Annotated in this window: 21 protein-coding genes, 1 tRNA gene and 2 pseudogenes; 13 read left to right on the top strand and 11 right to left on the bottom strand. The window is 69.7% G+C overall.

Annotation, left to right across the window (positions count from 1 at the left end; all coding sequences use genetic code 11):
- Positions 1 to 85 precede the first annotated feature (85 nt).
- Positions 86 to 510: pseudogene (gene sufU, locus GJ634_RS04865) on the bottom strand (Fe-S cluster assembly sulfur transfer protein SufU).
- An 82-nt stretch (positions 511 to 592) separates the two neighbouring features.
- Here sufU and GJ634_RS04860 point away from each other — a divergent pair.
- Positions 593 to 1,009 carry a hypothetical protein gene (locus GJ634_RS04860; RefSeq protein ID WP_197425399.1) on the top strand — a complete coding sequence of 139 codons (417 nt, stop codon included), beginning with the start codon at positions 593 to 595 and terminating at the stop codon, positions 1,007 to 1,009.
- A gap of 15 nt (positions 1,010 to 1,024) precedes the next feature.
- Here the strand turns inward: GJ634_RS04860 and GJ634_RS04855 are convergent, their stop codons facing one another.
- From GJ634_RS04855 to GJ634_RS04845, 3 genes are all read right to left on the bottom strand, one after another.
- A complete protein-coding gene (locus tag GJ634_RS04855; RefSeq protein WP_157500761.1) occupies positions 1,025 to 2,269 on the bottom strand; it encodes an aminotransferase class V-fold PLP-dependent enzyme in 1,245 nt (414 codons plus the stop codon).
- Between the two features lie 80 nt (positions 2,270 to 2,349).
- On the bottom strand, positions 2,350 to 2,640 hold the full coding sequence (locus tag GJ634_RS04850; protein ID WP_157500760.1) for a DUF424 domain-containing protein: 291 nt from the start codon (positions 2,638 to 2,640) through the stop codon (positions 2,350 to 2,352).
- Positions 2,640 to 3,404: a tetratricopeptide repeat protein gene (locus GJ634_RS04845; RefSeq protein ID WP_157500759.1), complete on the bottom strand. Its 765-nt coding sequence runs from the start codon at positions 3,402 to 3,404 to the stop codon at positions 2,640 to 2,642. Before GJ634_RS04845 ends, GJ634_RS04850 begins: the two co-directional genes overlap by 1 nt.
- Positions 3,405 to 3,458: 54 nt before the next feature.
- Here GJ634_RS04845 and thpR point away from each other — a divergent pair, with 54 nt between their 5' ends.
- The 6 genes from thpR to ftsY all read left to right on the top strand — a co-directional run bounded on the left by thpR (position 3,459) and on the right by ftsY (position 6,893).
- Positions 3,459 to 4,016, top strand: coding sequence for an RNA 2',3'-cyclic phosphodiesterase (gene thpR / locus GJ634_RS04840; protein WP_157500758.1), 558 nt, complete (start codon positions 3,459 to 3,461; stop codon positions 4,014 to 4,016).
- Between the two features lie 65 nt (positions 4,017 to 4,081).
- Positions 4,082 to 4,234, top strand: coding sequence for a 50S ribosomal protein L39e (locus GJ634_RS04835; RefSeq protein ID WP_059057931.1), 153 nt, complete (start codon positions 4,082 to 4,084; stop codon positions 4,232 to 4,234).
- Positions 4,234 to 4,512, top strand: a complete 279-nt coding sequence (locus GJ634_RS04830; protein WP_157500757.1) for a 50S ribosomal protein L31e — start codon at positions 4,234 to 4,236, stop codon at positions 4,510 to 4,512. Before GJ634_RS04835 ends, GJ634_RS04830 begins: the two co-directional genes overlap by 1 nt.
- 4 nt (positions 4,513 to 4,516) lie before the next feature.
- A complete protein-coding gene (locus GJ634_RS04825) occupies positions 4,517 to 5,179 on the top strand; it encodes a translation initiation factor IF-6 (protein ID WP_157500756.1) in 663 nt (220 codons plus the stop codon).
- Between the two features lie 120 nt (positions 5,180 to 5,299).
- Positions 5,300 to 5,761, top strand: a complete 462-nt coding sequence (pfdA, locus tag GJ634_RS04820; RefSeq protein ID WP_157500755.1) for a prefoldin subunit alpha — start codon at positions 5,300 to 5,302, stop codon at positions 5,759 to 5,761.
- Between the two features lie 4 nt (positions 5,762 to 5,765).
- A complete protein-coding gene (gene ftsY, locus GJ634_RS04815; RefSeq protein ID WP_157500754.1) occupies positions 5,766 to 6,893 on the top strand; it encodes a signal recognition particle-docking protein FtsY in 1,128 nt (375 codons plus the stop codon).
- 2 nt (positions 6,894 to 6,895) lie between these two features.
- On the opposite strand, the gene GJ634_RS04810 is transcribed toward ftsY, so the two are convergent.
- Positions 6,896 to 7,324, bottom strand: a complete 429-nt coding sequence (locus GJ634_RS04810) for a hypothetical protein (RefSeq protein ID WP_331713995.1) — start codon at positions 7,322 to 7,324, stop codon at positions 6,896 to 6,898.
- A gap of 88 nt (positions 7,325 to 7,412) precedes the next feature.
- Complete coding sequence (locus GJ634_RS15320; RefSeq protein ID WP_197425398.1) at positions 7,413 to 7,718, bottom strand: hypothetical protein; 306 nt, start codon at positions 7,716 to 7,718, stop codon at positions 7,413 to 7,415.
- 307 nt (positions 7,719 to 8,025) lie between these two features.
- On the opposite strand from GJ634_RS15320, the gene GJ634_RS04805 reads away from it, so the two are divergent.
- Entirely contained in the window at positions 8,026 to 9,417 is a 1,392-nt protein-coding gene (locus tag GJ634_RS04805) for a signal recognition particle protein Srp54 (protein ID WP_157500753.1), read from the top strand.
- Positions 9,418 to 9,464: 47 nt separating this feature from the next.
- A complete protein-coding gene (locus GJ634_RS04800) occupies positions 9,465 to 10,376 on the top strand; it encodes a hypothetical protein (RefSeq protein WP_157500752.1) in 912 nt (303 codons plus the stop codon).
- Here the strand turns inward: GJ634_RS04800 and GJ634_RS04795 are convergent.
- Positions 10,368 to 10,946, bottom strand: coding sequence for an NUDIX domain-containing protein (locus GJ634_RS04795; protein WP_197425397.1), 579 nt, complete (start codon positions 10,944 to 10,946; stop codon positions 10,368 to 10,370). The two genes, GJ634_RS04800 and GJ634_RS04795, sit on opposite strands and share 9 nt — an antisense overlap.
- Positions 10,947 to 11,025: 79 nt before the next feature.
- Between GJ634_RS04795 and GJ634_RS04790 the strand changes: the two genes are divergently transcribed.
- Genes GJ634_RS04790 through GJ634_RS04780 form a run of 3 tightly spaced genes read left to right on the top strand, consistent with a single transcriptional unit; the run spans position 11,026 to position 13,159 of the window.
- The gene (locus GJ634_RS04790; protein WP_157500750.1) at positions 11,026 to 11,604 is read left to right on the top strand and encodes a magnesium transporter; all 579 of its coding nucleotides are present in this window, start codon (positions 11,026 to 11,028) and stop codon (positions 11,602 to 11,604) included.
- A complete protein-coding gene (locus GJ634_RS04785; protein ID WP_331713994.1) occupies positions 11,605 to 12,162 on the top strand; it encodes a magnesium transporter in 558 nt (185 codons plus the stop codon).
- Between the two features lie 43 nt (positions 12,163 to 12,205).
- Positions 12,206 to 13,159, top strand: a complete 954-nt coding sequence (locus GJ634_RS04780; RefSeq protein ID WP_231736939.1) for a hypothetical protein — start codon at positions 12,206 to 12,208, stop codon at positions 13,157 to 13,159.
- Here the strand turns inward: GJ634_RS04780 and GJ634_RS04775 are convergent, their stop codons facing one another.
- Together GJ634_RS04775 and GJ634_RS04770 are read right to left on the bottom strand one after the other, a co-directional pair.
- Positions 13,160 to 13,588 (bottom strand): RNA-binding domain-containing protein, encoded by a 429-nt coding sequence (locus GJ634_RS04775; RefSeq protein WP_331713993.1) that lies wholly within the window; start codon positions 13,586 to 13,588, stop codon positions 13,160 to 13,162. It abuts the gene before it with no gap.
- On the bottom strand, positions 13,585 to 14,154 hold the full coding sequence (locus GJ634_RS04770) for an AAA family ATPase (RefSeq protein ID WP_157500749.1): 570 nt from the start codon (positions 14,152 to 14,154) through the stop codon (positions 13,585 to 13,587). Before GJ634_RS04770 ends, GJ634_RS04775 begins: the two co-directional genes overlap by 4 nt.
- 95 nt (positions 14,155 to 14,249) lie before the next feature.
- Between GJ634_RS04770 and GJ634_RS04765 the strand changes: the two genes are divergently transcribed.
- Positions 14,250 to 14,324, top strand: a tRNA-Arg gene (locus GJ634_RS04765).
- Positions 14,325 to 14,705: 381 nt separating this feature from the next.
- On the opposite strand, the gene GJ634_RS04760 is transcribed toward GJ634_RS04765, so the two are convergent.
- Positions 14,706 to 14,855, bottom strand: coding sequence for a hypothetical protein (locus GJ634_RS04760; protein ID WP_157500748.1), 150 nt, complete (start codon positions 14,853 to 14,855; stop codon positions 14,706 to 14,708).
- A 402-nt stretch (positions 14,856 to 15,257) separates the two neighbouring features.
- A pseudogene (locus GJ634_RS04755) lies at positions 15,258 to 16,147 on the bottom strand (aminopeptidase); the annotation flags it as partial.

Raw genomic sequence — 16,147 nt, 5'->3', positions numbered from 1 at the left:
CGAATGCTTGCAGCGATAATTGGATGATGGAACGAGAGCCGTCGCTATTTCGCGGAAAGACGAGAAGTGAGCGTATCGGCGAGCGCTAGTCGTCGTCTTCGGTGGTCGTCTCTTCGACGTCGGCTTCGCCTCGTAGATTTTCGCGCCGTCCTGGACGACCTTCTCGGAGAGCACCGCGCACTTCACGCGCATCGGCGTCACTTCCACGCCGAGCATGTCGAGGACGTCGTCCGTGTCGAGGGCCTTGACCTCCTCGAGGGTCATCCCCGGGAGCTTCTCCGTGAGCATGCTCGCGGAGGCCTGGCTGATGGCGCAGCCGTCGCCGCGGAACGCCACGCGCTCGATCGTCTCCCCGTCGTCTTCGAGTTTCACGTCGAACTCGAGTTCGTCCCCGCACGAGGGGTTGTAGCCGTCGTGGGAGAACGTCGCGTCCCCGAGCTCGCCGTGGTTCCGGGGGTTGCGGTAGTGGTCGAGAATCTGCTGCCGGTACATGTCCGAGCCCATGCTCATGTTGAGCGTTCGTACGGTAGAACGGCGTAAAAACGTTCCGCGGGCCCGTCGTTTTAAGCGACCGACGGCCGTCGTCGCCGGCATGGCCCCCCGGGACCGCCTGCGCGCGAACCTGCTCGCGGAGGGGCGGGCGTACGGCTACACGCTCACCGTCTGGGGAGCGGGCGCGATGCTCATTCACGCGTACGGCGTCCCGTCGCCGGCCGGCGTGTTCGCGTTCGTCGGCGGCGCGCTCGCCGCGATGACCGCCCTCGCGCTCGTCGCGTTCGACGGCCTCTTCGACACCCAGACCGCGCGGGACGCCTACGAGCGGCAGGCCGCGAGCATCGTCCACGTCGCGGCCGCGCTCGGGAACCTCGCCGCGAGCTACGCCGTCATCTGGGCGGCGACGCCCGCGTTGCCGGCGCACTGGGCGTTCTCTCTCGTGGGATTCCAGGCGACCGTCGGCTACAACGTGCTCCTGCTGTTCGAGGACGGCGTGGCCCGCGTGGTCGGCTGAGGGCGGCGCGGGCGGTCAGTTGAAGATGTCGCGGGCGGCGTCGAGGGCGTCGACGAGCGCGTCGACTTCCTCTTTGGTGTTGTAGAGGTAGAAGGATGCGCGGACGGAGGCGGCGACGTCGAGTTTCTGGTGGAGCGGCTGCGTGCAGTGGTCGCCGGCGCGGATGGCGATGCCGTGGTCGTTCAGGATGGAGGCGAGGTCGTGGGCGTGGATGCCGTCGACGTTGAACGCGACGACGGCGCCGCGGTCGTCGGCGGGCGGGCCGTAGATCTCCACGTCGTCGAACTCGTCGAGGCGCTCGTAGGCGTACTCCGTGACCGCCTCCTCGTGGGCCTGGATGGCCTCCATGCCGACGTCGTCAAGGTAGTCGGCGGCCTCCGCGAGCGCGATGCCCTGCGCGATGAGCGGCGTGCCCGCCTCGAACTTCCACGGGAGGTCGTTCCACGTCGTCTCCTCGAAGGTGACGCGGCGAATCATGTCGCCGCCGTAGAGGAACGGCTCCATCTCCTCGAGAAGCTCCCGTTTGCCGTAGAGGCCGCCGATGCCCGTGGGGCCGGCCATCTTGTGCCCGGAGAAGACGTAGAAGTCGACGTCGAGGTCCTTGACGTCGACCGGGCGGTTCGGGACGGACTGCGCGCCGTCGCCGAGAATCAGGGCGTCCTGCTCGTGGGCGAGGTCCGCGAGCTCGCGCATCGGGTTGACCGTGCCGAGGACGTTCGAGGCGTGGACGACCGAGACCATCTCGACGTCCTCGTCGATGAGCTCCGCGGCGTGGTCCATGTCGAGGTAGCCGTCCTCGTCGACGCGGATGTACCGGACTTCGGCGCCGACCTTCTTCGCGATCTCGCGCCACGTCACGAACGACGAGTGGTGCTCCATCTCCGAGAGCACGACCGCGTCGCCCTCCGAGAGCTCGTTGAGGCCCCACGCGTACGCCACGAGGTTGATGGACTCCGTGGTGTTCTTCGTGAAGATCATCTCTTCGCGGCCGTCCGCGCCGACGAACTCGGCGAGGCGGTCGTGGGCCTCCTCGTACGCGATGGAGGCTTCCTGGCTGAGCTGGTGGATGCCGCGGTGGACGTTCGCGTTGTAGCCGCGGTAGTAGTCCGAGAAGACGTCGACGACCTGCTCGGGGGTCTGCGTGGTCGCCGCGTTGTCGAGGTAGACGAGCCGCTGGCCGTCGCTGACCTCCCGGTCGAGGATGGGGAAGTCCGCCCGGATAGCGTCGACGTCGAGGGGGTCCTGCTCGGTGGCTTCCATTACGGCGGGCTAGGGCCCGTGGACACTACTGTTCTTCGGTGCCGGGAGCGCTGCCGGTATCGCTGACGCCCGAGAACGCCCTACAGGCGCATGAACTGCGCGTGGACGGTGCCGTCGAGGTCGAGGACGTTCGCCTCCTCGACGTGGCCCTCCTCGACGGCGAGGGCGACGACGTCGACGCCGACGAGGTTCGCGACGTTCGCGCGGGCCAGCGACTCGCGGACGGCGTCCGCGGAGACCTCCTCGCCGCCGTAGAACTCCTCGGTGACGGTGAACTCGGTGTCGCCGTTCGCGTACGTCTCCCCGAGGACGTCGGGGTCGCAGGCGGTGACGAGGAGGCCGCGGTCGGTCTCTCGCTCGCTGAGAATCATCACTCGCGCTCGACGAGGTCCCGCTCCTGGGCCTCGCGGATGTCCTCGGCCTGCTCGGCGACCTGCTGGGCCTCCTCGTCGCGGCCGAGCGCCTCGAGCGCGCGGCGCTTCTCCTCGTAGACGTCGGCCTGCTGGAAGCCCAGCCGGATGGCGTTGTCGAGGGCGTCGAGGGCCTGCTCGTGGCGCTCGCGCTCGTTCTCGATGAACCCGAGGTTGTACCACGCCTGCGGCAGGCGGTCGTTCGCCCGGACCGCCTTCTCGGCGTGGTGGTAGGCCTCCTCGTCCTCGCCGAACTCCCAGAGGGCGTACGCGAGGTTCGTGTGCGCTTCCGCCTCGAAGTCGCCGTCCTCGGCGACGAAGACGGCCTCGCGGTGGGCGCCGACGGCCTCGTCCCACTCCTCCATCTGGCCGTGCGCGATGCCCTTGTTCACCCACGCCTCCTGTTCGAGGTCCTCGTCGTCGGTGAAGCGGGCCGCGCGCTCGAAGGCGTCGGCGGCCTGCTCGTGGCGGTTGATGCCAAGGTAGCTCAGCCCCACGTCGAGCAGTTCGTCGGCGTCGACGTCGTCGTTCTGGACGACGCGCTCGTCGAGCGTGTCGCCGACGACGCGGCTGTCGACGGGGTCGACGCTCGACGGGTCGTCGACGGAGAGCTCCGGCGGGTCGAGGTCGAACCCCTCGTAGGGCTCGTCGAAGCCCTGCCCCTCGGAGAACTCGTGGTCCGCGACCGGGTCCTCGGGCGGCTCGGGCTCCTCTCGGTCAGTCATACTCCCGTCTAGCGCGGCCGGGAGGTTAAGGGCAACGCACCGAGAACGGCCGGTATGCGGCTGTTCGTCAGCGTCGACCTCCCCGACCGACTCGCCGACCCGGTAGCGGACCTGCAGGCCGAGTTCGCGGACGCCGACGGGCTGGACTTCGTGGACCCGACGCAGGCCCACGTGACTCTGAAGTTCCTCGGCGACGTCGACGACGCCCGCGAGGGCGAACTCAGCGACGCGCTCGAGACGGCCGTCGAGGAGAGCGGCGTCGAACCGTTCGACGCGGAGCTCGGCGGCCTCGGCGTGTTCCCGAGTCTGGACTACATCTCCGTGGTGTGGCTCGGCGTCGGCGACGGCAGCGCCGAACTCGCCCGGCTGCACGAGGCCGTCGAGCGGGAGTTCGTCGAAGAGCAGGGCTTCGACCCCGAGGACCACGAGTTCACCCCGCACGTCACGCTCGCGCGGATGAAACACGCCGGTGGCAAGGAGCTCGTGCAGGACCTCGTTCGGGACCGCCACCCCGAAATCGGGGCGATGCGGGTCTCCGAGGTGCGGCTCACGGAGAGCACGCTCACCCCCGATGGCCCCGAGTACGAGACCGCCCGGGCCGTGGACCTGTAGCGGCGGCGCTACGGCGGCTTCAGAAGAACAACGTTTTAACGACGGCGGTGGTAGCGACGACCACTATGGGCAAGAAATCGAAGGCGCAGAAGAAGCGACTGGCGAAGCTCGAACGCCAGAACAGCCGCGTGCCCGCGTGGGTCATGATGAAGACGAACCGGGACGTCCAGCGCAACCCGAAGCGCCGCAACTGGCGGCGTAACGACACCGACGAATAATGTCCGCCAGCGACTTCGAGGAGCGCATCGTCACCGTCCCCCTCCGCGACGTGACGAAAGTTCCCAACCACGAGCGCGCCGGACAGGCGATGACCATCATCCGCGAACACCTCGCGAAGCACTTCGCGGTCGACGAGGAGGAGGTCCGGCTGGATCCCTCCATCAACGAGGCCATCTGGTCGGAAGGCCAGAAGAACCCGCCGCGGAAGGTCCGCGTGCACGCCGCCCGCTTCGTCGAGGACGGCGAGACGGTCGTCGAAGCCGAGTACGAAGAGTAAGAACTTGTTACGCGCTGCCTTCCTCGGGTCCTCGTACGTCGGCGTCTTCGCCCGCGCCACCGACGACTGCGTCGTCGTCCGCCCGGACGTCTCCGAGGAGCTGACCGACGACCTCGCCGACGAACTCGGCGTCCCCGCGGTGCCGACGAACGTCGGCGGCTCGTCGACGGTCGGCGCGCTCGTCGCGGGCAACTCCAACGGCCTGCTCGCGAGCAGTCGCATCCGGCAGCGCGAACGCGACCGCATCGAGGACGCCGGCGTCGCCGTCGGCGAACTCCCCGGGCGCGTGAACGCCGCCGGGAACGTCGTCGTCGCCAACGACAACGGCGCGTACGTCCACTCGGAGCTCTCCCGAGAGGCCGTACAGGCCGTCGAGGACGCCCTTGACGTGCCCGTGACCCGCGGCCGGCTCGCGGGCGTGAACACGGTCGGCACCGCCGCCGTCGCGACGAACGACGGCGTGCTCTGCCACCCGAAGTCCACGGACGCGGAGCTCGACGCCGTCGAGGACGCCCTCGGCGTCCCGGCGGACGTCGGCACCGTGAACTACGGCGCGCCGCTGGTCGGCTCCGGGCTCGTCGCCAACGACGAGGGGTACGTCGTCGGCGAGGACACCACCGGTCCCGAGCTCGGGCGCATCGACGACGCGCTCGGGTTCATCGACTGACGACGCGGTTTTTCGCGGTAGCTGTATTCTTCGCCACGAGCGCTGACGCCAACGTGTGCGGGCGTCTCGCCGAGTTCCCGAGTAGGAAGATACTTCCCGCTCGCGTCCCGAATTTCGGGTATGAGTCTTGGAGGCGGCGGCGGCCAACAGCAGCTTCAGCAGCTCTCACAGGAAATTCAGGCCCTCGAAGAGGAGAAAGAGGAGCTCGAGCAGGAAGTCGAGGAGCTCGAGCAGGAGAAAGTCGAGGTCGACGAGGCCCAGGAGGCCCTCGACGTCCTCGAGACGGGCTCGACCGTGCAGGTCCCGCTCGGCGGCGACGCGTACGTCCGCGCCGAGGTCGAGGACATCGACGAGGTCGTCGTCAGCCTCGGCGGCGGCTACGCGGCCGAGCAGGACGCCGACGACGCGGCCGACGTGCTCGACGAGAAGCGCGGCACCCTCGACGAGCGCATCGAGGACCTCCGCTCGGAAATCGCCGAGGTCGAGGAGGAGAAGGAGGCCCTCGAACAGCAGGCACAGCAGGCCCAGCAGCAGATGATGCAACAGCAGATGCAGGCCCAGCAGCAGCAGGACGGCGAGTAAGGGCATGTTCGACGGGCTGAAGGACAAACTCTCGAACTTCCGCGAGGACGCCGAGGAAGTCGCGGAGGAGAACGCAGAAGCACTCGACAGCGACGAGGCCGACGACGGCGAGACCGCCGACGGCGCCGAGGCGGACGCCGTCGAAGCCGAAGCCGCGGCGGCCGAAGCCACCGCGGAAGCGGAGGCCGAAAGCGAGCCCGAGAACGCCGAAGCCGAACCCGAGGGCGACTCGGAGTCCGGCGGCGGGTTCGTGAGCAAGGCGTCGTCGCTCGCTCGCGGTCGAGTCGTCATCGACGAGGAGGACCTCGAGGAGCCGCTGCGCGAGCTCGAGTTCGCGCTGCTGGAGAGCGACGTGGAGATGAGCGTCGCCGAGGAGATTCTCGACCGGATTCGCGACGACCTCGCCGGCGAGGAGAAGAAGTTCACGGCGAGCACCGGCGCGCTCGTCGAGGACGCGCTCCGCGACGCGCTCCTCTCGGTCATCGACGTCGACGGCTTCGACTTCGAGGACGCCATCGCCGACTCCGAGAAGCCCGTCACGGTCGTGTTCACGGGCGTCAACGGCGTCGGGAAGACGACGACCATCGCAAAGCTCGCGAAGCGACTCGAGGACCAGGGGTACTCGGTCGTGCTGGCGAACGGCGACACGTACCGCGCCGGCGCGAACGAGCAGCTCCAGGAACACGCCGACGAACTCGGCGTGAAGCTCATCAGCCACGAGCAGGGCGGCGACCCGACCGCGGTCGTCTACGACGCCGTCGAGTACGCCGAGGCGAACGACGTCGACGTCGTGCTCGGCGACACCGCCGGCCGGCTGCACACGTCTAGCGACCTGATGACGCAACTGGAGAAGCTCGACCGCGTCGTCGACCCCGACTACACAGTTTTCGTCGACGAGGCGGTCGCCGGACAGGACGCGGTCAACCGCGCCCGCGAGTTCGACGACGCCGCGAGCATCGACGGCGCGATTCTGACGATGGCCGACGCCGACAGTCAGGGCGGCGCGGCCATCTCCGTCTCGCACGTCACCGGGAAGCCGATTCTGTTCCTCGGCACCGGGCAGGGGTACGACGACCTCCGGAAGTTCGACCCGGAGGCGCTCGTCGACGACCTCCTCGAAGACGAGGACTGATTCTACACCGGCCGCTCGGGGTCCGGCGTCTCCGCGTCCACGAGCACGAGGTCGAGGCGCTCGTCGTCGCGGTCGTACGCTCGCACGTCCTCGACGTCCCACGGCGGCACGGCCACGAGCACGGTCGCGTGGAGGTCGTCCGTGACCGACACCGTCGGGTCGCCGTCCGGATGGGAGACGAACCGCCCCGCCGTCTGGCCGGTCGGCGCCGCGAGGTCCATCCCGAAGACGCCCGACAGCGAGTTCCCGGCGTCCGGGAAGTAGAACTCCGAGAGCACGGGCGTCGCCGGGTCCAGCCCGAGGTCGCCGTCCGTCGGCCGTAGTTCGCCCGCGGGCGTCGCGGCGAGCCGCACCGAGATGTCGTCCGGGTCGGCGTCCGCCGCGAGCTCGCAGAGCACGGAGACGAGCGCCCTCGTAGCGTACGTAGGCACGACCCGACGTAGGGCGGGCGCGCGGTTGAACGTACCGACTGCGGGGACGCCAGCCGGACCGCTCCCTCGGCGACGACGGGTGCGTTCGTTAGGGTTGGAGCGCTGCTCTCCGGTAGTAAACGTAGCCAGCGACGAGCACCGCCCCGAGGAATGCGAACACCCGCCCCTCGACGAGAGCCGAGTGCCCTGCACCGACGACCCACACGACGACGAGGACCGCCGCGCCACGTCTGGTTTGTCGCCACAGACCGTACGAACCAGCCACGTAGAGGATGCCGACGGGAAGATACGTCAGCGACCGCGGAACGGACAGAACGAGGCTCGCGAGCCCGAGTAGTCCGGTCCAGGCCGCGATTATCTCGAATCCCAGCGGTCGCTCACTGAGGACGCCCATACAGAGCCGTCGTGACGACTCGTCAAAAAACACACCGAGAGCTCGAAAGTCGCGTGGGCTCCCTACGGTTGACCACGCTGCTCGCAGGTCACTCCGCTCCCCGCTCGCAGTAACGTGGTCTCGCGTTGCTCGGCCACGCTCCGCAGTTCGCGCATCGCTTCGCTCCGCGCTCACGTCAACGTGGTGCGCCGCTGGCGCGCTGCTCGCGGTTCGCCGTGCTCTCCGCTCGCGGTAACGTGGCTCGCTTCGCTCGCCACGCCCCGCAGAAAAAGGCTCTTACGCCCCCACCGCCTATCAGTAGCTAATAATGGTACTCGACGACCTCGGGAGTTCCCTGCGGGGGACGCTCGACAAGCTCCGTGGGAAGTCCCGCATCTCCGAGGAGGACGTCGACGAAATCGTCAAGGAGATTCAGCGCTCGCTGCTCCAGGCGGACGTCGACGTGAGCCTCGTGATGGACCTCTCAGAGTCCATCGAGGAGCGCGCCCTAGAGGAGGAGCCGCCGGGCGGGACGTCCGCCCGCGACCACGTGCTCCGCATCGTCTACGAGGAGCTCGTCGACCTCGTCGGCGACTCCACGGAGATCCCCCTCGAGAACCAGACCATCCTGCTGGCCGGCCTGCAGGGCTCCGGGAAGACGACGACGGCGGCGAAGATGGCGTGGTGGTTCTCGAAGAAGGGGCTGCGCCCCGCCGTGATTCAGACGGACACGTTCCGGCCGGGCGCGTACGACCAGGCCAAGCAGATGACCGAGCGCGCGGAGGTCGCGTTCTACGGCGACCCCGACGAGGACGACCCCGTGAAGATCGCGCGGGACGGCCTCGAAGCCACCGAGGACGCGGACGTCCACATCGTGGACACGGCGGGTCGCCACGCGCTCGAGGACGAGCTCATCGGCGAAATCGAGGAGATCGAGTCGGCGGTCGAACCCGACCGCAGCCTGCTGGTGCTGGACGCCGCAATCGGCCAGGGCGCGAAAGACCAGGCCCGCGAGTTCGACGACTCCATCGGCATCGACGGCGTCGCCATCACGAAGCTCGACGGGACGGCGAAGGGTGGCGGCGCGCTGACCGCCGTCGACGAGACCGGCTCGACCATCGCGTTCCTCGGGACCGGGGAGACCGTCCAGGACATCGAGCGCTTCGAGCCCGACTCGTTCATCTCGCGGCTGCTCGGGATGGGCGACCTCAAGCAGCTCACCGAGCGCGTCGAGCGCGCGATGGAGGAGACGGGCCTCGAGGAGGACGACGACTGGGACCCCGAGGACCTCATGAAGGGGGAGTTCACCCTGAAGGACATGCGCAAGCAGATGGAGGCCATGGACAACATGGGCCCCCTCGACCAGGTGATGGACATGATTCCGGGGATGGGCGGCGGCATGATGGACCAGCTCCCGGACGACGCGATGGACGTCACCCAGGAGCGCATGCGGAACTTCGAGGTCATCATGGACTCGATGACCGAAGAAGAGCTGGAGAACCCCCGTTCGGTCGGCGCCTCGCAGGTCCGCCGCATCGCGAAGGGCTCCGGCCAGAGCGAGGAGACCATCCGCGAGCTGCTCGACCAGCACAAGATGATGGCCCAGACGATGAAGCAGTTCCAGGGGATGGGCGACGGCGACATGCAGCGGATGATGAAGCAGATGCAGCAGGGCGGTGGCGGTGGCGGAGGCGGCGGCGGCTTCGGCGGGATGTTCTGAGGGACCGGCCAGTACTGTTTTGCCGTGGAGCGCGTACCTCGGCGTGAATGGCGTCACGAGAGTCGTCCACGAACCGCGCGCTCGTCCGCCGAGTGACCCGCGTCCCCGCGGAGGACGTCCCCGACGGCTACCCGTTCGACGTGGACGCCGACCACGCGCTCGAACTCGTCGTCGAACGCCGACGGGCGGACGGCAGCGAGACGGTGCGGGCGTTCGAGGCGTGGCCGAGCGGCGGCCACGCGAGCAGCCGGCTGGCGCGCGTGCTGGACGCGGTCGGCGAGCCCGCGGGGAGTCCGGGCGCGCTCGACGGCGAACGCGTCGTCCTCGAGTCGCGGGACGGCGCGTACCGCGTGGACGTCGACGGGACGTACGCGCTCCACGAGGAGGCGACGAGGGCGGGCGTGAACACGCACGCGCTCGCCGAGCTGGTCGTCGCCGCGGGCGCGCTCGTCGGCCTGTTCGCGTTCTTCCTCGCGTGGACGCCCCTCGAGCGGGCGGCAGTGCCGCTGGCGGCGCTCGCGGCCGTCGTGCTCGCGGCGTCGCTGGGCTACGACGCGTGGCAGACCCGCGACCGGGCGTGGACGCCGCACCCGCTCCCGTGGACGGCCGGCGGCGCCGTCCCCGTGCTGAACGTCGCTGTCGCGGTCGCGTACCTCGCGCGGAAGGCGGTCGCCGTCGACGATTCCGCTGACGCCGACCGCGTGTGGCGGGACGTGCTCGCGGGGACCGTCGTCGCGTTCGCAGTGGGGCTGGCGCTCGCGGCGTTCGACCTGACGTTCCCGCTCGGCGCGACCGTCTTCGCCCACGCGTGGGCGCTCGCTCCCGTCGCCGTCTTCCTCGACGGCCGGTCGGCCCGCCACGAGCACGCGCCGAAGCGGGCGCCGTGGCTCGCGGGCGCGGTCGTGTTCGGCGGCGCGGGCGCGCTCGTCTACCTCCTGCGGACGGACGGCCTACAGTAGGTCGAGAATCAGCTCGCGGTCCCGGAAGTCCTCGGGGAGGGCGCCGGCGTCGAACCACTGCACGTCCTCGATTTCGGGCTCGCCGGAGGAGACGCGGACGAGCGGCGCCGCGCGCCGGCCGCCGACCCGTCGGCCCGTGAACACGACCAGCGGGACGTGGACTGGCTCGGGACCGCCGTAGTCGACAGCGAAGTCCCGGGCGTACAGCACGCCCGTCACCTCCGCCTCGATGTTGGTCTCCTCGCGGGTCTCCCGGACCGCGGTCTCGGCGAGCGGCTCTCCGGGGTCCTGCGCGCCGCCCGGGTTCGTCCAGCCGTCGCGGTAGCCCTGCTGGACGCCGAGCACGCGGCCGTCGTCGACGACCACGAGGCCGGCGACGCCGGGGAAGCGATCGAGTTGCTCGTCGACGGACGCCGGGAAGCCGTCGGCTCTGGCGTGCGGCGGCGGGTCGACGGGCTGCGGGTCGAGCACCCGCGCGTCGCCGTCGGCGTGCTCGGCGAGCGCTCGCTCCCGGAGGCGGCGGGCGCGCTCGCGGAGCCGTTCGGCGACCGTCTCGGGGTCCTCGGGCACGGCCGACTGTACGTGAGCGGCCCGCAAAAAGCCACGCCCGCCGGCGGGTTTTTTCCCCGGTCGCCGCGTGGAGTCGGCCATGACCATTCGCGCGGTCGCCGAGGACGCCTACCGGGAGGCGTTCGGCATCCTCGTGCTGTCCGCGGCCGCGAGCGTCTTCTCCGGGGTCGTGCTCGGCGGGATGGAGCGCGAGCTCGCCGTCGTCCCCGGCCTGCTCACGCTCGTCCCCGCCCTGCTGGCGACCCGCGGGAGCGTCTACGGGTCGCTGGGCGCTCGCCTCGCGACCGGCCTCCACCAGGGCCTCGTCGAACCCGAACTCGGCGTCCCCGACGAGCGCGTGCAGTCCGCGGTCGCCGCCGCGATGCTCAACGGCGTCGTCGTCTCCGCTGTCGCCGCCGTCGTCGGCTTCGGCATCCGGCGCGCGCTCGACCTCCCGGTCGCGCCGCTGGCCGCGCTGCTCGTCGTCGCGCTCGTCGCGGGCGTGCTCTCGGGCGCGGGGCTCACGCTGGTCGTCATCGTCACGGTGTTCGTCGGGTTCCGGCGCGGCCTCAACCCGGACGCGCTCGCCGGGCCCGTCGTCACCACCACCGGGGACGTCGTCGGCATCGCGACGATGCTCGCGGGCGCCCGGCTCGCCATCGCCGCCGGGGTGGTGTGAGTGCCCGAGGAGTGGAGCGTCCGCGGCATCGTCGCGGCGACGTTCCCGCTGCTGGTCGCGCTCACCGTCGTCGAGCTCTGGGGCGGGCTCGTCCTCGACGGCAGCCGCGCGGTCCTCACGCGCTACCCGACCTTGTTGACGCTCGTCCCGGGCATCATCGCGGTCGCGGGGAACCTCGGGAGCGTGCTCGCCAGCCGGCTGTCGACGGCGTTCCACCTCGGCACGCTCGCGTTCGAGCCGACCGACGACGCGCTCGCCGGCAACGCCGCCGCGACGTTCGCGCTCGCGGTGACCCTGTTCCCCGCGGTCGGCGCGGCCGCGTGGCTCGCACGGTACGCGCTCGGCGACGTCGCCCTCGCGTTCGCGACGGTCGTCCTCATCGCGGCCGTTTCCGGATTGCTGCTCGCGGTCGTCGCCGTCGCCATCGCGACCACCGCGACCTACGCCGCGTTCCAGCTCCAGCTCGACCCCGACGACGTCGTCGTCCCCGTCGTCACGACGACCTGCGACGTGCTCGGCGTCGTCGTCTTCCTCGGCGTCGTCGGCGCCGCCGTGTGACGAGACCGACACCGGTAATTCGACCGCGCTCGAACCGACGGGCGTGCAACTCGCGGCGCTCCTCGCGGACGTTCTCCCCCGGGTGGCGGCGGTGTCGGTCGCCATCGCGGTGGGGCTGACGCTCGCGAACCTCGCGGTCGCGTTCGGCGCGGTGGCGTACGTCGGGCGGTTCGCGAAGCCGCTGACCGGTCCCGCGAACCTCCCGGACGAAGTCGGGACGGCCATCCTCGCGACCACCGCGTCCCCGACCGCCGGCTACGGGATGCTCAAGGAGTACCGGGACGCCGGCGTGCTCGACGACCGCGCCACCCTCGTCGCCGTCACCATCAACACGTTCTTCGGGTTCGTCCAGCACATCTTCACGTTCTACGCGCCCGTGCTGATTCCCATCCTCGGGCTGGAGGTCGGGCTCACGTACGTCGGCGCGCGAGCCGGCGTCAGCCTCGCCATCACGCTCGCCGGCGTGCTCGCCGGCGGCCTCCTGCTCTCGGAGCGCAACGTCGCGCCCGCCGCCGACGCCGACGTCGACCTCCCGGGCGACGACGACCAGACGCGGCACGAAGCAGTCCGGGGCGCGCTCGCGAAGACCGAGGAGAAACTGGTCAGTATCGTGCCGCGGCTCGCGGTCGTCTACACCGCCGTCGTCTACCTCACGACCGCCTACGACGTCACCGAGTACACGGCCGCCGCGGCGCCGCTGACCGACCTCGTCGGGCTGCCGTCGGCGAGCGTGCCCGCCATCGCGACGTTCGCCGTCGACACCACCACGGGCGCCATCTTCATCGCACCCCAAGTCCCGGGGACGTTCACCCCGCGGGAGGCCGTCGCGACGATGCTCGTCGGCGGCGTCGTCTCCTTCGCCGTCTCCACGTTCAAGCGCTCGATTCCCTTCCAGTACGGCATCTGGGGGGCGCGCTTCGGCTCGAAGGTCATCGCCGTCAACGTCGCCACGAAGGTCGTCTTCATCGCGGTCGCGATCGCCGTCCTGCTCGCGTAGCTACGGCGCGTCGACGGGCTCGCCGTCCTCGGTCTTCGGCGCGAGGTACGCGATGAACGACTCCACGTCCGGCTCGGTGACGGCTACTTCGACGTGGATGTCGCCGAGTTCGTCCGGACTCCCCACGGAGAAGTTCACCTTCCCGACGTACGCCGCCTGCTTCTTCAGGTCGAAACTGAACCCCGCGTCCGCGCTGTTCCGCAGGAACTCCTTGCGCGCGGTGTCGAGGATGCGCTGCTCGAACAGCTGCTCGCGGAACGCCTCCACGTCGTGCGTTTCGGCGGTCACGCGGTCCCCCGTGGTTTCGACGTCCGCACTCGGGAACAGCTGGGTGACGGCTTCGGCGACGCGGTCCGTGACCTCCGTGGGCTTCACGGGCGCCGAGATCTGGACGTCGACGCTGTAGAGGACGCCGCGGTCGTCGCTCACGACTCCTCCACCTCCGGGGCGTCGTCGACGGCCTCGGTGAGCAGTTCCTCCACGCGCTCGTGGAACTCCTCGAGCGTGCCCGTGTTCTCCACGCGGACGTCCGCGGCCTCGATGGCCTCGTCCATCCCGAACCCGCGCTCGCGCTCCTCGCGGTCCGCCAGCGACTCGCCGTCCACGTCGCCGGGGCGGCCGCGCCCCTCGATGCGCTCGCGGCGCAGGTCGTAGGGCGCGTACACCTCCACGAGCGTGAACGCGCCGTCGAACGCGTCCCGGAACTGTTCGACCTCCACGCCCGACCGGATGCCGTCCACGAGCACGACGTCGCTGTCCTCGAGGTGGTCGCGGATGACGGGCAGCGAGCGCTCCGCGATGGCGCCCGGCCCGCGCTCCTCGCGGAGCTGCTGTGCGATGCGGCCGTGGTGTTCCGCCGGGTCCAGCCCGCGGTCCCGGCACTCCTGCCGGATGACGTCACCCATGACGACGACCGGGACGCCGAGCGACTCCGCGACGGCGGCGACCTCGCTCTTGCCGCTGCCCGGCATCCCCACGGTACCGATGACTCTCATTACGCCGACGTAGCAGCCCACCGTACCTGTGTGCTTCGACTCTCCAGCGGACGCAACCCGTCGGTTTTTACTCGCGTCGCATCTATCCCCCGTCGGGGCACGTAGCTCAGTTCGGACAGAGCGTTCGGCTTCTAACCGAAATGCCGGGGGTTCGAATCCCCTCGTGCCCGTGCAGGGAGGAGCGACGCGACGACCGAACCGGCTCGACGGGGGTTCGAAACCCTGCGAGGCGAACGCGGTGAGTCTCGCATCGGTTCGAATCCCCTCGTGCCCGCTTCTGCGACGAATGGACGCGAGGAGCGAAGCGGTACAGGGTTCGAACCCCGGGAGTCGCAGCCGCGAGCGAAGCGAGCGGACCGTCTCCCGACGGTTCGAATCCCCTCGTGCCCGTGTACCGTTTTACTTCGGTGGGGTTCCTCGCTCGCGCCGTTGGCGCAGCGAAACGCGCGGCTCCGCCCCGCGTACATACAGAACTCAAATTCCGCACGTTCGAGCGACTAGCGACTACTGGGGTCGCGGTCGTGCCCGCGCGTCACGCCGAACTCCCGGGGTCACATCAGCTGTGCGACTTCCTCGAAGTCCGCGCGGCAGAACGGGCAGCGGTAGCTCGTCTCGAATCCCGTGGTCTGGGCGACAGTTCGCGTCTCGAGTTCGTGCATCGCGATGTCGCGACCACAGTCGGGGCAGTCGAGCTTTGGCACGTGACAGCCGTACACACGCCACTGACTTAAAACGAGGGTTGGTAGATGATAACATGCCAGCGCGGGAGAGCGCGGCTCCGCCCCGATAGCGGGCGTTCCGTCGAACGAGCGGGGACACGAAGCCGCCATACGCTTTGTGGCGTCCCGTTTTGCGGTGCTCGCTACGCTCCCGCGCAAAGATCTACGCCGGGAGAGCAAGCTCTCCCGAGCCCTGCCTCACTGCGTTCGGCAGGACGCGAAAAAGGCCGCTACGCGTCGAATCCGTCCTCACGGCTCGCTCCGCTCGCCGTTCGTCTTTCCCGCGGGCCCTCACTGCGTTCGGCCCCGCTCCTGCTCGCGGGTCGCTGTGGTCCCCGCTCGCTACACCGTGGGTCTCGCTCGCTGTGCTCACTCCGGCCCACGCTACTCTTCGAACCCGTCTTCGAACGTGAACGTCCCGTTCCGCTGGACGACTTCCCCGTCGACCTCGATGTACGAGTCCTCGCTCATGTCCACAATCATGTCGACGTGCTTCGCGGAGTCGTTCTGCTCGACGCCCTCGCCGACCGTCGCGGGGTACGCGCGGCCGAGCGCCATGTGGACGGTGTCGCCCATCTTCTCGTCGAACAGCATGTTGTACGTGAACCGGTCGATGTCCCGGTTCATCCCGATGCCCAGCTCGCCGAGCCGGCGCGCGCGTCGTCCGTGTTCAGGATGCCCTCGAGGACGTCCTCGTTCTGGTCGGCGGCGAAGTCCACGACCTCACCGCCCTCGAATTTCAGCCACGCGCCCTGAATCTCGCGGGCCTGGTGGTAGACCGGCTTGTCGAAGAGGACTTCGCCCTCCACGGAGTCTGGGACGGGCGCCGTGAACACCTCGCCCGCGGGGAGGTTGTTCGTCCCGCAGTCGTTCAGCGTCGTCATGTTCGCGACGCTCATCGTGACGTCCGTCGTGTCGCCGGAGACGATGTGGACCTCCTCGGCGGGGTCGAGGATTTCGACCATCTGCTCCTGGTGGGCCTCGACCGCGTCCCAGTCTTTGAGCATCGCGTCGTAGACGAAGTCCTCGTAGGCCGCCGTGGACATCTCCGCGAGCTGGGCGTCCGCGGGCGCGGGGTAGTGCGTGAGACACCACTTCGTGTCGAGGCGGGCGTTCAGCACGTCGCGGTAGGCTGCGGCGAACGCGGAGCCGACCTCGGTGCTGACGTCGCTCTGCTCGCTGACGTTCTCGTGGGGGCGGCCGACGACCGCGGCGTCGGCGTGCTCGAACAGCTGCAGGAGGTGTTCGGGCTCGTCGAGGTCGTCGGGGTCGAC

This window comes from Halobacterium sp. CBA1126 (assembly GCF_009741975.1).
Taxonomy (GTDB): Archaea; Halobacteriota; Halobacteria; order Halobacteriales; family Halobacteriaceae; genus Halobacterium.
The sequence above is the reverse complement of the archived record's forward strand: the minus strand, read 5'-3'. Positions and strand labels throughout refer to the sequence as shown.

What these genes read in the sequence shown, in the direction of transcription:
- GJ634_RS04805 (WP_157500753.1), top strand. Translation starts at nt 8,026, where the DNA reads ATGGTACTCGACGACCTCGGGAGTTCCCTGCGGGGGACGCTCGACAAG.
- thpR (WP_157500758.1), top strand. Translation starts at nt 3,459, where the DNA reads ATGCGGCTGTTCGTCAGCGTCGACCTCCCCGACCGACTCGCCGACCCG.
- GJ634_RS04770 (WP_157500749.1), bottom strand. Translation starts at nt 14,154, where the DNA reads ATGAGAGTCATCGGTACCGTGGGGATGCCGGGCAGCGGCAAGAGCGAG.
- ftsY (WP_157500754.1), top strand. Translation starts at nt 5,766, where the DNA reads ATGTTCGACGGGCTGAAGGACAAACTCTCGAACTTCCGCGAGGACGCC.
- pfdA (WP_157500755.1), top strand. Translation starts at nt 5,300, where the DNA reads ATGAGTCTTGGAGGCGGCGGCGGCCAACAGCAGCTTCAGCAGCTCTCA.
- GJ634_RS04845 (WP_157500759.1), bottom strand. Translation starts at nt 3,404, where the DNA reads ATGACTGACCGAGAGGAGCCCGAGCCGCCCGAGGACCCGGTCGCGGAC.
- GJ634_RS04790 (WP_157500750.1), top strand. Translation starts at nt 11,026, where the DNA reads ATGACCATTCGCGCGGTCGCCGAGGACGCCTACCGGGAGGCGTTCGGC.
- GJ634_RS04830 (WP_157500757.1), top strand. Translation starts at nt 4,234, where the DNA reads ATGTCCGCCAGCGACTTCGAGGAGCGCATCGTCACCGTCCCCCTCCGC.
- GJ634_RS04860 (WP_197425399.1), top strand. Translation starts at nt 593, where the DNA reads ATGGCCCCCCGGGACCGCCTGCGCGCGAACCTGCTCGCGGAGGGGCGG.
- GJ634_RS15320 (WP_197425398.1), bottom strand. Translation starts at nt 7,718, where the DNA reads ATGGGCGTCCTCAGTGAGCGACCGCTGGGATTCGAGATAATCGCGGCC.
- GJ634_RS04850 (WP_157500760.1), bottom strand. Translation starts at nt 2,640, where the DNA reads ATGATTCTCAGCGAGCGAGAGACCGACCGCGGCCTCCTCGTCACCGCC.
- GJ634_RS04800 (WP_157500752.1), top strand. Translation starts at nt 9,465, where the DNA reads ATGGCGTCACGAGAGTCGTCCACGAACCGCGCGCTCGTCCGCCGAGTG.
- GJ634_RS04855 (WP_157500761.1), bottom strand. Translation starts at nt 2,269, where the DNA reads ATGGAAGCCACCGAGCAGGACCCCCTCGACGTCGACGCTATCCGGGCG.
- GJ634_RS04835 (WP_059057931.1), top strand. Translation starts at nt 4,082, where the DNA reads ATGGGCAAGAAATCGAAGGCGCAGAAGAAGCGACTGGCGAAGCTCGAA.